This is a genomic window from Curtobacterium guangdongense (genome assembly GCF_049341845.1).
Lineage (GTDB): Bacteria > Actinomycetota > Actinomycetes > Actinomycetales > Microbacteriaceae > Curtobacterium > Curtobacterium guangdongense.
Genome location: NZ_JBMPIT010000002.1, coordinates 294,175 through 308,119, shown reverse-complemented (window position 1 = coordinate 308,119; position 13,945 = coordinate 294,175). Strand labels below are relative to the sequence as shown.

11 protein-coding genes are annotated in these 13,945 nt (G+C 71.8%); 9 read left to right on the top strand and 2 right to left on the bottom strand.

Features of this window, described 5'->3' with window-relative positions; genetic code table 11:
* Positions 1 to 150: 150 nt before the first annotated feature.
* From ACO0E1_RS03880 to gap, 9 genes are all read left to right on the top strand, one after another.
* The gene (locus ACO0E1_RS03880; RefSeq protein WP_422872984.1) at positions 151 to 1,512 is read left to right on the top strand and encodes an alpha/beta hydrolase; all 1,362 of its coding nucleotides are present in this window, start codon (positions 151 to 153) and stop codon (positions 1,510 to 1,512) included.
* 187 nt (positions 1,513 to 1,699) lie between these two features.
* Complete coding sequence (locus ACO0E1_RS03875) at positions 1,700 to 3,961, top strand: transglycosylase domain-containing protein (RefSeq protein WP_422872983.1); 2,262 nt, start codon at positions 1,700 to 1,702, stop codon at positions 3,959 to 3,961.
* A 45-nt stretch (positions 3,962 to 4,006) separates the two neighbouring features.
* Positions 4,007 to 4,306, top strand: coding sequence for an Asp-tRNA(Asn)/Glu-tRNA(Gln) amidotransferase subunit GatC (gene gatC, locus ACO0E1_RS03870; protein ID WP_281267255.1), 300 nt, complete (start codon positions 4,007 to 4,009; stop codon positions 4,304 to 4,306).
* A complete protein-coding gene (gatA, locus tag ACO0E1_RS03865; protein ID WP_422872982.1) occupies positions 4,303 to 5,850 on the top strand; it encodes an Asp-tRNA(Asn)/Glu-tRNA(Gln) amidotransferase subunit GatA in 1,548 nt (515 codons plus the stop codon). The genes gatC and gatA overlap by 4 nt, the downstream gene beginning before the upstream one ends.
* Positions 5,850 to 7,352: an Asp-tRNA(Asn)/Glu-tRNA(Gln) amidotransferase subunit GatB gene (gene gatB / locus ACO0E1_RS03860; protein WP_422872981.1), complete on the top strand. Its 1,503-nt coding sequence runs from the start codon at positions 5,850 to 5,852 to the stop codon at positions 7,350 to 7,352. Before gatA ends, gatB begins: the two co-directional genes overlap by 1 nt.
* A 92-nt stretch (positions 7,353 to 7,444) precedes the next feature.
* A complete protein-coding gene (locus ACO0E1_RS03855) occupies positions 7,445 to 8,626 on the top strand; it encodes a type III polyketide synthase (protein WP_422872980.1) in 1,182 nt (393 codons plus the stop codon).
* Positions 8,623 to 9,345 carry a methyltransferase domain-containing protein gene (locus tag ACO0E1_RS03850; RefSeq protein WP_422872979.1) on the top strand — a complete coding sequence of 241 codons (723 nt, stop codon included), beginning with the start codon at positions 8,623 to 8,625 and terminating at the stop codon, positions 9,343 to 9,345. The genes ACO0E1_RS03855 and ACO0E1_RS03850 overlap by 4 nt, the downstream gene beginning before the upstream one ends.
* A 20-nt stretch (positions 9,346 to 9,365) precedes the next feature.
* Positions 9,366 to 10,316: a GlxA family transcriptional regulator gene (locus ACO0E1_RS03845; RefSeq protein ID WP_422872978.1), complete on the top strand. Its 951-nt coding sequence runs from the start codon at positions 9,366 to 9,368 to the stop codon at positions 10,314 to 10,316.
* Positions 10,317 to 10,434: 118 nt separating this feature from the next.
* A complete protein-coding gene (gap, locus tag ACO0E1_RS03840) occupies positions 10,435 to 11,439 on the top strand; it encodes a type I glyceraldehyde-3-phosphate dehydrogenase (protein ID WP_422872977.1) in 1,005 nt (334 codons plus the stop codon).
* Positions 11,440 to 11,555: 116 nt separating this feature from the next.
* Here gap and ACO0E1_RS03835 read toward each other — a convergent pair whose 3' ends face one another.
* Positions 11,556 to 12,653 carry an N-acetylglucosamine kinase gene (locus tag ACO0E1_RS03835; protein ID WP_422872976.1) on the bottom strand — a complete coding sequence of 366 codons (1,098 nt, stop codon included), beginning with the start codon at positions 12,651 to 12,653 and terminating at the stop codon, positions 11,556 to 11,558.
* Positions 12,641 to 13,939 (bottom strand): 6-phospho-beta-glucosidase, encoded by a 1,299-nt coding sequence (locus tag ACO0E1_RS03830; RefSeq protein WP_422872975.1) that lies wholly within the window; start codon positions 13,937 to 13,939, stop codon positions 12,641 to 12,643. Before ACO0E1_RS03830 ends, ACO0E1_RS03835 begins: the two co-directional genes overlap by 13 nt.
* Positions 13,940 to 13,945 lie beyond the last annotated feature (6 nt).

The following is a 13,945-nucleotide window of genomic DNA, read 5'->3' as shown; positions in this document are numbered from 1 at the left end:
ACGCCACGCCGCGCCGTCCGCCTGAACCCAGTTCTGGGGTCAAGTTGCATCGGACACGACCGGTTCGGGGTCGTTTTCCTTACACTCGACAGAGCATCACCTGTCGTCTGCAGGGGGACGATGGTATGGCCTTCCCGGGGGAGACCGGTATTGCTGCTCCTCGCCGCCGCACTGCTCACAGCCTCGATGCACTCCCTCGGAGTGGTCGAGTCGCCCGTCGCGCCCGCGTCCCAGGGCGCGCTCGTCGTCCAGGCCGCCGCCGTCGACCACGGCACCGCGCAGACCGTCGCACCGGTCATGACCGGGGGACAGATCGGGATCGACGACCTGCGCTCGGACCGCGGTCGCGCGTTCCTCCACGACCTCGCCGCGGCGTCTCCGGCCGTGCTCGCGACAGCCGATCGTGACGACCGGGTGGCGGCGACCGCGATGGACGCCCCGCCGACGGCCGCCGAGGTCACCACGTGGTGGTCCGGCCTCGACGCCACCGAGCAGGTGCGGCTCGAGCAGGGTGCACCCGTCGTCGTCGGCAACCTCGACGGGGTGCCGTACGCCGTCCGTGACCGGGCGAACCGCGCGGTGCTCGCGGCGGAGAGCGCGGATCGCGGCACCCCGGCGGGCGAAGCGGCGATGCTCGGGCAGGTCCGCGAGTCCCTGGTCCGCGACGCCGACGGACCCCGCAAGTCCCTCATCACGCTCGACACGCGGGGTTCCGGACGCGCGGCCATCGCGCTCGGCGACCTCGCCACCGCTGCGGACGTCACCGTGGTGGTCCCGGGGATGTTCTTCACCGTCACCGGACAGATGGCCGACTTCACCGCGACCGCCGGGGACCTGTACGACGAGCAGGCGACGCTGTCGCCGGTCGCGGCACCGGCGCCGGGGACCGGGATCGCGGTCGTTGCGTGGATGGGGTACCGCACGCCGGACCTGTCGAACATCCTGTCCCTGGACCTCGCGAAGACCGGCGCCGGGCGACTCGAGCGGACCGTCGACGGCATCCGCCAGATCCGCGACGGCGCAGAACCACGGCTCGGCATCGTCGCCCACTCCTACGGCTCGACGACCGCGCTGATGGCACTGTCGTCCGGCCGGATGCACGCCGACAGCCTGACGGTGCTGGGGTCCCCGGGGAGCGACGTCACGAGCGCCTCGGAACTGGCGGTCGCCGCGGGCGAGGTGTTCGTCGGGGGAGCGCACTGGGATCCCATCGCCGGGTCCGGCTACTTCGGCACCGACCCCGGCGCCGCCGACTTCGGCTCGACCGTGCTCGACCTCGCCGGCGGGATCGACCCGGCGGACGCGGACGACGTGTTCCGGCGACCGGTCGGGCACAACGACTACCTGAAGCCCGGGACGGCGTCGTTGCACGACGTCGCGCTCATCGCCGTGGGACGCGGCGACCTGGTGCGCGACCAGGTGCAGCGCGGCAACGGCCGCGGGGAGGGCAACGTGCAGGCGTCGCCGGACATGTTCCTCGTCCGACCGCAGGACCTGCAGCCCCGCGACTGACGCGAGCGGACGGTGATGCCGCCGACGGTGGTGGACGTGACCTGATCGTGACCGGACGTGCGGGGCGGACTCGATCCGAGCCGCCGGACCGATCCTGGCCGCACCTGGTGGACAACCTGAGTACCGGTGCAGCTTCTGCGGGGATCGGAGCAGTCTCGCCCCAGGGCGGGTCCCTACCGTGCAGTGCATGCGTGTGATGCGGTGGCCGGGAGCCCTCCTGATGTTCGTCGTGATGTCCGCACTCGCGGGCATGCTCGTCGCGGTCGCCGTCACGCCGGCCGTCGCCGTGGCCGGGGAAGGCGCCTCCGGCGCTGCCGCGTTCTTCGAGGACCTGCCGAGCTACCTCGACGTGCAGACGCCCCAGCAGGTGTCGTCCGTGTACGCGAAGCAGGGCGGCCAGGACGTCAAGATCGCGTCGTTCTACGCCGAGAACCGCACGATCGTCAAGGCCGACGCGATCGCGAAGACCCTCAAGCAGGCCGCGATCGACACCGAGGACCCGCGGTTCTACGAGGAGGGCGGCATCGACGTCCTCGGGACCGTGCGCGGCGTCGCCGCGACCGTCGTCGGCGGGGACGTGCAGGGCGGATCGAGCATCACGCAGCAGTACGTCAAGAACGTGCTCGTGCAGCAGTGCGAGCAGCTCACCGGCAAGGACGCCGCGGACACGCAGAAGAAGATCGACGCGTGCTACGAGGACGCCGCCGGTGTCACGCCGCAGCGAAAGCTGCAGGAGATGCGGTACGCGATCGCCGTGAACAAGAAGTACTCGAAGCAGGACATCCTCACCGGGTACCTCAACATCGTCGGCCTCGGCGGCCGGGTGTACGGCGCAGAGGCCGGGGCCCAGTACTACTTCGGCGTCTCCGCGAAGGACCTGTCCCTCGTGCAGTCCGCCACCCTGGTCGCGATCCTGAACAACCCGTCGAACCTGCGCATCGACCAGCCGGACTCGACGGCGAACGGGTCCGCGAACGGGTACAAGGCCACCAAGGAGCGCCGCGACTACGTGCTCCGGCGGATGTACGCGCACCACTCGATCTCGAAGGCCGACGAGCAGGCGGCGATCGCGACGCCCGTCCAGCCGAAGATCACCGCGACGGCGAACGGCTGCTCGTCCGCGGCCACGAACTACGACGCCGGGTACTTCTGCGACTACGTGCGCGACCAGGTGCTGCAGGACCCCGCGTTCGGCAAGACCGCAGCCGACCGGATCGCCACCCTCGACACCAAGGGCCTGCAGATCCACACCTCCCTCGACCTCGACCTGCAGGCGCAGGCGCAGAACGCGCTGTCGACCTACGTCCCCGCGACCATGACCGGCTTCGACGTCGGCGGGTCGAACGTCACGGTCGAGCCGGGCACTGGCCGCATCATGTCGATGGTGCAGAACACCGCGTACACGCAGTCGGACTCCGGGACGCCCGGACAGACCGCGGTCAACTACAGCGCCGACCAGGCGTACGGCAACTCCGGCGGATTCCAGACCGGATCGACGTTCAAGGTGTTCACGCTCGCCGAGTGGCTCGCGCAGGGACACACCCTGAACGAGAGCGTCAACACCAGCGAGCACCACTTCAACGCCTCCGAGTTCACGAACTCGTGCGAGGGCATCGGCGGGACGTGGAACGTCGCCAACGCCGAGAACGTCCCGGCGTCGATGAGCGTGCTGAGCGCCACCGCCGAGTCGATCAACACGGCGTTCGCCGCGATGGGCAAGCAGCTCGACCTCTGCAAGATCGCGAACCTGGCCGAGTCGATGGGCATCCACACGGCGGACGGCGGGAAGCTCAGCTCGGTGCCCTCGATGATCCTCGGGGTCAACAACCTGTCGCCGATCGACCTCGCCGAGGCGTACGCGGGCTTCGCGAACGGCGGCGTCGTCTGCACGCCGACCGCGATCGACTCCGTGACGACCGCGACGGGCACGAAGATCACGCCGACGCCGACGAGCTGCACGCAGGGCGTCTCGAAGGAGATCGCCGGCACCGTCGACTACGCACTGAAGGGCGTCCTGAGCGGCAACGGGACGGCGGCCAGCGCGAACCCCGGTGACAGCACGCCGAAGTTCGCCAAGACCGGCACGACGGACGGTGACGTGCAGAACTGGCTGGTCGCCTCGAGCACGAAGTACACCAACGCGACCTGGGTCGGCAACGTACAGGGCAACGTCCCGCTCGCGAACCGGGCGTTCCTGCAGGGGACGACCGGGTACAGCGCGAAGTTCGGGATCGGGAAGTCGTTGATGCAGTACCTCGACGCCCACGTCGGCGGCGATGCGCTCCCGGCTCCGAGCCAGTCGATGATCGGTTCCGTGGCTCCGCCGGCGAGCCAGTCATCGCAGCAGAGCGGTGGCGACACGGGGACCCAGCAGGGCCAGCAGCAGCCCGGCCAACAGCAGACCGGCCAACAGTCGCCGCAGCAGGGCCAGCCGGCACCGGGGAACTGACCCAATAGACTGGTTCGCATTCCACGAACCGATCGACGGAGCACCATGCCTGACATCACGAGCGAGCAGGTCGCCCACCTGGCGAACCTCGCACGTATCGCACTCACGCCCGACGAGATCGAGAAGCTGACCGGGGAGCTGTCGCACATCGTCGACAGCGTCGCGAAGGTGACCGAGGTCGCCACGCCGGACGTCCCCGCGACGAGCCACCCGGTCACGCTGCCGAACGTCCTCCGGCCCGACGTGGTCGGCGAGACGCTCACCCAGCAGCAGGCGCTCTCCGGAGCCCCCGACACCGACGGCGAACGGTTCCGCGTGACGGCGATCCTGGGAGAAGAGCAGTGACCGACGACATCACCCGCCTCAGCGCGGCAGCGCTGGCGGACGCCCTCGTGTCGCGCGACGTCTCGAGCGTCGAGGCGACCCAGGCGCACCTCGACCGCATCGCCGCCGTCGACGGGGACGTGCACGCGTTCCTGCACGTCAACGAGAACGCCCTCGGCGTCGCGAAGTCCATCGACTCGCGCCGCGCGGCCGGCGACGACCTCGGCGCCCTTGCGGGTGTGCCGGTGGCCATCAAGGACGTGCTCTGCACCCTCGACATGCCGTCCACCTCCGGTTCGAAGATCCTCGAAGGCTGGGTACCGCCCTACGACGCCACCCCGGTCGCGAAGCTCCGTCGCGCCGGCCTGGTGCCCCTCGGCAAGACCAACATGGACGAGTTCGCGATGGGCTCGACGACCGAGTTCTCGGCGTACGGCCCGACGCGCAACCCGTGGGACCTCGACCGCATCCCCGGCGGGTCCGGTGGCGGCTCGGCCGCTGCGGTCGCCGCCCACGAAGCGCCCCTCGCGCTCGGTTCGGACACCGGTGGCTCGATCCGCCAGCCGGGTGCCGTCACCGGCACCGTCGGCGTGAAGCCCACCTACGGTGGCGTCAGCCGGTACGGCTCGATCGCCCTCGCGTCCAGCCTCGACCAGGTCGGCCCCGTCGCCCGCACCGTCCTCGACGCCGCGCTCGTGCACGACGTCATCGGCGGGCACGACCCGCGTGACTCCACGTCGATCCGTGACGAGTGGCCGTCGTTCGCGGCCGCCGCCCGTGACGGGCTGCAGGCGGACACGCTCACGGGCCTCCGCGTGGGCGTCGTGAAGGAGCTGGCCGGGGGCGAGGGCTTCCAGGCCGGCGTCACGCAGCGCTTCCAGGAGACCGTCGCGATCCTCGAAGCCGCCGGTGCGGTCGTCGTCGAGATCGACGCACCGAGCTTCGCGTACGCCATCAGCGCCTACTACCTGATCCTGCCGGCGGAAGCGTCGTCGAACCTCGCGAAGTTCGACTCGGTGCGGTTCGGCCTGCGGGTCACGCCAGAGGGCGGGGCCACCGTCGAGGACGTGATGGCCGCCACGCGTGAAGCCGGATTCGGGCCAGAGGTCAAGCGCCGCATCATCCTGGGCACCTACGCGCTGAGCGCCGGGTACTACGACGCCTACTACGGCAGCGCGCAGAAGGTCCGCACCCTGGTGCAGCGCGACTTCGACAAGGCGTTCGAGCAGGTCGACCTGCTCGTCAGCCCGTCGGCGCCCACGACCGCGTTCCCGCTGGGTGAGCGCCTCGACGACCCGCTGTCGATGTACCTCAACGACCTCACCACGATCCCGGCGAACCTGGCCGGCGTCCCCGGCATGAGCATCCCGAACGGTCTGGCTCCAGAAGACGGCCTGCCGACCGGCGTGCAGCTGATGGCCCCGCAGCGCGAGGACGCCCGGCTGTACCGCTACGGCGCGGCACTCGAGCGCCTGCTCGAGCAGCAGTGGGGTGCGCCGCTCATCGACCGGATCCCCGACCTCGACTTCAGTCAGCAGTCGGCAGCAGAGGAAGGCGTGGTCTGATGGCCGCCAAGGACGCACTCATGGACTTCGACGAGGCGATCGAGCGCTTCGAGCCGGTCCTCGGCTTCGAGGTGCACGTCGAGCTCGCCACGAAGACCAAGATGTTCTCCGACGCCCCGAACTTCTTCGGCGGCGAACCGAACACCAACGTCACGCCGGTGGACCTCGGGCTCCCGGGGTCGCTGCCCGTCGTGAACGAGCAGGCCGTCCGGTTCTCGATCAACCTGGGGCTCGCGCTCGGGTGCTCGATCGCCGAGTCGTCGCGGTTCGCCCGGAAGAACTACTTCTACCCGGACAACCCGAAGAACTACCAGATCTCGCAGTACGACGAGCCGATCGCCTTCGAGGGGGAGGTCGAGGTCGAACTCGCCGACGGCACGCTCTTCCAGGTGCCGATCGAGCGCGCGCACATGGAAGAGGACGCGGGCAAGCTCACGCACGTCGGTGGCGCGACCGGTCGCATCCAGGGCGCCGAGTACTCGCTCGTCGACTACAACCGTGCCGGCGTGCCGCTCGTCGAGATCGTCACGAAGCCGATCTTCGGTGCCGCCCACCGGGCCCCGGAGCTCGGTGCCGCGTACGTGCAGGTCATCCGTGACCTCGTCCGTGCGCTCGGCGTCTCCGAGGCCCGCATGGAGCGGGGGAACCTGCGCTGCGACGCGAACATCTCGCTGCGCCCGTGGGGCCAGGAGAAGCTCGGCACCCGGACCGAGACGAAGAACGTGAACTCGTTCCGCGCCGTCGAGCGCGCCATCCGCTACGAGATCCAGCGACAGGCCGCGATCCTCGCGGACGGCGGCACGATCACGCAGGAGACCCGGCACTGGCACGAGGACACCGGCCGCACCTCCGCGGGGCGGCCGAAGTCCGACGCGGACGACTACCGCTACTTCCCCGAGCCCGACCTGCTCCCCGTCGTCCCCGACCCGGCGATGATCGAGGAACTCCGCGCGTCCCTGCCCGAGGCACCCGTCGCCCGCCGCCGTCGCCTCAAGGGCGAGTGGGGCTTCGCCGACCTCGAGTTCCAGGACGTCGTCAACGGCGGCCTCCTCGACGAGGTCGAAGCCACCGTCGCCGCCGGCGCACCGGCCCAGGCCGCCCGCAAGTGGTGGACCGGTGAGATCAGCCGTGTCGCGAACACGCAGGACGCCGTCGCCGGGGACCTCGTGTCGCCCGCGCACGTCGCGGAGCTCATCACGCTCGTCGAGTCCGGCGACCTGACCGACCGCCTGGCGCGCCAGGTGCTCGAGGGCGTCATCGCCGGCGAGGGCTCGCCGTCCGCGGTCGTCGAGTCGCGCGGGCTGAAGGTCGTCTCCGACGACTCGGCCCTCACCGCCGCCGTCGACGAGGCACTCGCCGCGCAGCCGGACGTCCTCGCGAAGATCAAGGACGGCAAGGTCCAGGCCGCCGGCGCGATCATCGGTGCCGTCATGAAGTCGATGCAGGGCCAGGCCGACGCGGCCCGCGTCCGCGAGCTCGTGCTGGAGCGCGCGCAGGCCTGATCACGGTCCGGACAGGAGGCTCGGTGTGCGCTGCGCATCGGGCCTCTCGTCGTTCCTGGGGACACGTCCACGACCCGGTGACAGGATGAGGAGTGTCCGCAACGATCCGCGCCATCGGTACCGCCGTCCCCGAGACGACACTCGACCAGGTGGCGGTGCGCGAGCTCTTCGCCGCGCAGCCAGGGCTCGGTCGCCTCGGTCGTCGCCTGGTCCCCGCCGCGTTCGACGCATCAGCCGTCGCGCACCGGCACACCGTCCTGGAGGAGCTGGACCTCGCCGGTCGGCCCGGACGCTTCCGCGATGCCGACGGGACGCTGCAGTCGCCGTCGACGGGGACGCGGAACGACCGGTACCGGGAGCTCGCTCCTGCCCTGTTCGTCGAGTCCGCGCGGGACGCCCTGCACCGGTCCGGCATGGGCCCGGCAGACGTCACGCACCTCGTCACGGTGTCGTGCACGGGGTTCACCCAACCGGGTCCCGACCTGGCGATCGTCGAGGAGCTCGGACTGCCTCGCACGGTCTTCCGGCAGCACATCGGGTTCATGGGGTGCTGCGCGGCGTTCCCGGCGCTCCGGATCGCCGACGCGTTCGTCGCCGCTGATCCCTCCGCCGTCGTGCTCGTCGTGTGCGCCGAGCTCTGCACGCTGCACGTCCGGGCATCGGACGACCCGGACCAGATCGTCTCGAACAGCGTCTTCGGGGACGGTGCCGCCGCTGCCGTCGTGACGGCCGACGGCCCCGGGCTGCGGCTTGACGCGTTCGCCACGACGGTCGTGCCGGAGGGTGCGTCGGAGATGGCGTGGAACATCGGTGACGAGGGCTTCGAGATGGTCCTCAGCACCGCGGTGCCGAGGCTGGTCGGGGCGACCGTCGCCGAGGCGGTCGCACCCCTGCTGGACGGACCGGCGGCGGACGTCCCCGTGTGGGCGGTGCACCCCGGCGGCCGGGCGATCCTCGACCGGACGCAGGACGCCCTGGGGCTGTCCGACCGCGCCATGGCGAGCAGCAGGGCGGTGCTGCGCGAGCACGGGAACATGTCGAGTGCGACGGTGCTGTTCGTGCTGCGGGACGCGTTCGATGCTGGGATCACCGACGGTGCGTCCGTGATCGCGCTGGCGTTCGGCCCGGGCCTGACCGTGGAGAGTGCACGCCTCACCGCAGTCGGGACCGAGGCGACGGACGTGACCCGGACGACGGACGCGACCCGGACGACGGACGCGACCCGGACGACGGACGCGGTCGACGCGGTGGAACTCGCCGCGGGGCGGGCGTGAGCAGGCGGGCCGGAGGCGAGCAGGGCCTCCCGGCGGTCGACCTGCGTGTGCGCGACCTGGAGCTCCGCGAACTCATGGACGACCCGGACTGCGACCCGCGTGCACTGGCGCGGACGTTCCGGCGGTTCGCCGTCGTGAACTCGCTGGTGAGCGGGTGGCGGGCCGCGTGGCGGACCCACGTCGTGCCGGCGTTGCCGGCGAGCGGGCGCGGACGGGTGCTCGACCTGGGGTGCGGCGGCGGCGACCTCGCGCGGGCGCTGGTGCGCTGGGCGGCGAGCGACGGGTTCGACATCGAGGTCGTCGGGGTGGACCCGGATCCTCGGGCGATCGCCGCCGCGACGCGTTCCGTCCCTCGTGGCGTGTCCTTCCGCGAGCAGTCGAGCGGCGACCTCGTGGCAGCGGGGGAGCGCTTCGACGTCGTGGTGTCGAACCACGTGCTGCACCACCTCGGGGACGAGGAGCGGGCGGGGTTCCTCGGCGACTCGGAGCGACTCGCGTCGACCAGGAGCCTGCACTCGGACATCCGGCGGTCGGCCTCGGCGTACCGGGCGTACGCACTCGGATCGGTGCTCGTCGCCGCCGGGACGTTCGTGCGCGTGGACGGGCTGCGGTCCATCCGTCGGAGCTTCACGCTGCCGGAACTCCGGACGGCGCTGCCGGCGGGGTGGCGGGCGGAGTCGGCGGCTCCGCACCGGGTGCTCGCGATCCACGACGCCTGACGCTCCGCTAGCGTCGCAGCATGGTGCCCGCACGACTCCACCGTGTCGCGGTCCTGGTGCTCGACGGTGCCAAGCCGCTCGACGTCGGGATCCCCGCGCAGGTCTTCTCGAACCGTCCGAGCATGCCGTACGAGGTGCGGGTCTGCGGCCCCCGGGTGGGACGGATCACCGGCGGCGACGGGCTGGCGTACGCGGTCGACCACGGCCTCGACACGCTCGAGTGGGCCGAGACCGTGTTCGTGCCCGGGTACCGGTTCCCGGCGGACACCCCGCCGCCGGGCGACGTCGTGGCTGCCCTCGCCCGAGCGCACGAGCGGGGCGCCCGCATCGCGGCGATCTCGACGGGGGCGTTCGCGCTCGCGGCCGCCGGGCTGCTCGACGGGCGCCGTGCGACGACGCACTGGCACTACACGAGAGTGCTCCGGGAGCGGTACCCGGCGGTCGAGGTGGACGAGGACGTGCTGTTCGTCGACGCCGGCTCGGTGCTGACGAGTGCCGGGGCGGCGAGCGGGATCGACCTGTGCCTGCACATCGTGCGACAGGACCACGGCGTCGGGCTGTCGAACCACGTCGCCAGGCGGCTCGTCAGCGCGCCGTACCGGAGCGGCGGCCAGGCGCAGTACGTCCCGCGGAGCATGCCGGAGCCGCTCGGTGACGTGTTCGCCGCGACGCGAGAGTGGGCGCTCCGACACCTCGCCGAGCCCCTGACGCTCGAGGCGCTCGCACGGAACGCAGCGGTGTCTCCGAGGACGTTCTCGCGGCGCTTCGTGGAGGACACCGGGTACACGCCGATGCAGTGGGTGCTCCGGGCCCGGGTCGACCTGGCGCGGGAACTGCTCGAGCGGTCCGACCTCGGCGTCGACCAGGTCGCCGAGCGCGCCGGGCTCGGGTCGGACGCGAACCTGCGGACCCATTTCCGCCGGATCCTCGGGACCTCGCCGACCGCGTACCGGCGGACGTTCCAGGACTGAGCGCGCCGCTCCCGCACCGCGCCGGTGTTGGCGTGATCCTTTCGGACCGTGGCTTCCCTGCCACTGTTGCCGTGCTTCCAGGCCGGTGAGCATGGTCTGCGGAACGAAAGGAAGTCCCATGACCCGCATCGCCATCAACGGCTTCGGCCGCATCGGCCGCAACACCCTCCGTGCCCTCCTGGCCAGGGGAGGTGACGACCTGGAGGTCGTCGCCGTGAACGACCTCACCGCACCGGAGACCCTCGCGCACCTGTTCCGGTACGACTCCGCGCTCGGCCCGTTCGCCGGCACCGTCGAGGTGGACGGGGACGTGCTCGTGGTCGACGGGGCGCGCATCCGAGTCCTCGCCGAGCGGGAGCCGGCCGACCTGCCGTGGGCGGAGCTCGGCGTCGAGGTCGTCCTCGAGTCCACCGGCCGGTTCACCGCACGCGACGCGGCAGCCGCACACCTCACCGCCGGTGCGCGCCGGGTGCTCATCAGTGCTCCGGCGACCGGCGCCGACGCCACGATCGCCTTCGGCGTGAACTCCGACGTGTTCGACCCCGCCGCGCATACGGTCGTGTCGAACGCGTCCTGCACGACGAACGCGCTGGCGCCGCTGGCGTCGGTCCTCGACGACCTCGCCGGCATCGAGCACGGCTTCATGACGACCGTGCACGCCTACACCCAGGAGCAGAACCTGCAGGACGGTCCGCACCGGGACCTCCGTCGCGCACGGGCAGCGGGCGTGAACATCGTGCCGACGTCCACCGGGGCGGCGAAGGCGATCGGGCTCGTGCTGCCGCGGCTCGAGGGGAAGCTGTCCGGTGACGCCATCCGTGTGCCGGTGCCCGTCGGGTCGATCGTCGAGCTGAACACCGTGGTGTCGCGCGACGTGTCCGTGGACGAGGTCAACGCCGCGTACCGTGCGGCCGCTGCCGGGCCCCTCGCCGGGGTGCTGGCGTTCACGGCGGACCCGATCGTGTCGACGGACATCACGGGGCGCCCGGAGTCGGCCGTGTTCGACTCGCTGCTGACCCGCGTCGACGGCGGTCGCCACGTGAAGGTCGTCGCCTGGTACGACAACGAGTGGGGCTTCTCGAACCGGGTGGTCGACACGCTGGGGATGCTCGCGCGGGCGTGAGGCGCCGGGCGGGCGCTTGGGCGGGCGCTGAGACTCGGGCTGAGCGACACTTCACGGGCTCGGGAGCGCGAGAAGTGTCGCTCAGCGCGAAAGTCGCCGCCGCGCGCGCCCCGCCGCTACGCGAGCGGCAACGCCGCCGTGCTCGCGAACGACCGGGACAGCACCGCGGCCCGGTACCGCTCGAGCGCATCAGCCCCCGCGCCGACGGACTCGAGCGCCGCGAACCCTGCACCGAGCACCGGGGGAGCGGTCACCCACGTCGGCACCGCACCCGGCACCCGTGCGGCCAGCCCGGACACCACCGCGTCGACGAGGAGCGGGTGTCGGGCAGCGAGCACCCCGCCACCGAGCACGACGGGCACCGGCGACGATGCCGACCCGCCGAGGCCGAGCCGCCCGAGCGCGACCGAGGCCAGCAGCACGATCTCCTCCGCCTGCCGCGCGACGACCCCGGCAGCGACGGCGTCCCCGGCACCGGCGACGTCGAACAGCACGGGGCAGAGCCGGTTGAACACCCGCTCGTCGAGCCGGCCGAAGTGGATCGCCTCGGTAACCTCGCGGACGGACCCGAGCCCGAGTGCAGCGGGCACCGCGTCCACGAGCGCCGTCGCCGGACCACGCCCGTCGTCCGCACGAGCCGCGTGCCAGAGCGCCCGGTTGCCGAGGTACGCCCCGCCGCCCCAGTCGCCGGACACGTCGCCGATCGCCGGGAAGCGCGAGGTCTCCCCGTCGGCACGGACCGCCAGCGCGTTGATCCCGGTACCGCACACCACGGCGGCGGCGTCCGGCGACAGCGTCCCGGCCCGCAGCAGCGCGAACAGGTCGTTGTCGAGGACGTCAGGCGCGCCGCCGTCCTCGTCCCAGTGCGCGAGCGCCGTCGTCGCCGCGACGAGTTCGTCGTGCAGGTCGAGCCCGGCGAGGTACACGTGCGTCGTCCGGATCCGCCGGTCACCGAGCTCCCGGAGCACCCGTGCACGGACCCCGTCGATGATCGGGCCGGCCAGGTCCCACCCGCGGGTCTGCGGGTTCGAACCGGGCCCACGGGCGTGCGCGACGAGCGACCCGTCGAGCCCGATCGCGACGACGTCGGTCTTGCTGCCGCCGCCGTCGACCGCGAGCACCACGTCGGTCGCGCGGCCCGCGTCCGGCAGACCGATCACCGGACTGGAGGCCCGGGTCGTCTCCGCCCCGCCGGTGCGGTTCAGCCCGCCCACGTCACCTGCTCCGATCGCGCCCACGGCAGGTGTTCCGCGTTCGCGGCCAGGAGCAGGTCGGTGAGCTTCTCGGCCTTGTCGACCTGCCCCACCAGGGGGTGTGCCCACATCGCCCGGAGCACCCGGTCGCGGCCGCCGTGCACGGCCGCGTCGAGCGCCAGGCGTTCGTACCCGGCGACGTGCGACACCAGCCCCACCATGTCCGCGTCGAGCGGTGCGACCGGCAGCGGGGTGATCGCCTGGCGGGTGACGCGCGCGGGGACCTCGATGACGTGGTCGTCGGGGAGGAACGGGAACGTGCCGTCGTTCCGGACGTTGAGCACCTGCACGTCGCCGCGGTCCCCGAGGATCGAGGACAGCACGTCGATCGCGGCCTCGGAGTAGTATGCCCCGCCGCGCTGCTCGAGCTCGACGGGCTTCGTGACGACGGACGGGTCGGCGTACTTGGCGAGGAGCGCGTGCTCGGTCGCCATCACGGCCTCGGCGCGGGTCGGCTCGTGGAGCTGTTCCTCGAGCACGATGTCGTGGCTGTAGAAGTAGCGCAGGTAGTACGACGGGATCGCGTGCTGCAGGCGGAGCAGGTCCGGGTGCATGTGCACGCTGTCGGCGGTGCGGTCGAGCGCGTCGCCCGCCAGCAGTTCTGCCAGGACGTCCCGCTCGCCGTCGGCGGTCCTGACGTGCACGCCACGCTCCCACGTCAGGTGGTTGAGGCCGACGTGGTCGAGGCGCACGTGGTCGGGAGCGACACCGAACTCCGCGGCGAAGCGGCGCTGGAAGCCGATCGCCACGTTGCACAGGCCCACGGCGCGGTGCCCGGCCTCGAGCAGTGCCCGGGTGACGATGCCGACCGGGTTCGTGAAGTCCACGATCCAGGCGTCCGGCTTCGCGTGCTCCCGGACGAGTTCGGCGTACTCGAGCACGACCGGCACGGTGCGGAGCGCCTTCGCGAAGCCGCCCGGGCCGGTGGTCTCCTGCCCGATGCAGCACGCCTCGTGCGGCCAGGTCTCGTCCTGCTGCCGGGCGGCCTGTCCGCCGATGCGGAGCTGGAACATGACCGCGTCGGCGTCGGACACCCCGGCGACGACGTCGTCGGTGACGTGCACGGTGCCCGGGTGTCCGGCGTGCGCGAACATCCGCTTCGCGACGCCGCCGACGAGTTCCCGGCGTTCGGGATCTGGGTCGACGAGCCAGAGTTCGTCGATGGGGAGCTGGTTGCGGAGCCTGGCGAAGCCGTCCACGAGTTCGGGGGTGTAGGTGGAACCGCCACCGATGACTGCGAGTTTCACTGTGGT

Coding starts and splice junctions, on each gene's coding strand:
- gatB (WP_422872981.1), top strand. CDS start 5,850: ATGGCCGCCAAGGACGCACTCATGGACTTCGACGAGGCGATCGAGCGC.
- gatC (WP_281267255.1), top strand. CDS start 4,007: ATGCCTGACATCACGAGCGAGCAGGTCGCCCACCTGGCGAACCTCGCA.
- ACO0E1_RS03845 (WP_422872978.1), top strand. CDS start 9,366: ATGGTGCCCGCACGACTCCACCGTGTCGCGGTCCTGGTGCTCGACGGT.
- ACO0E1_RS03875 (WP_422872983.1), top strand. CDS start 1,700: ATGCGTGTGATGCGGTGGCCGGGAGCCCTCCTGATGTTCGTCGTGATG.
- gap (WP_422872977.1), top strand. CDS start 10,435: ATGACCCGCATCGCCATCAACGGCTTCGGCCGCATCGGCCGCAACACC.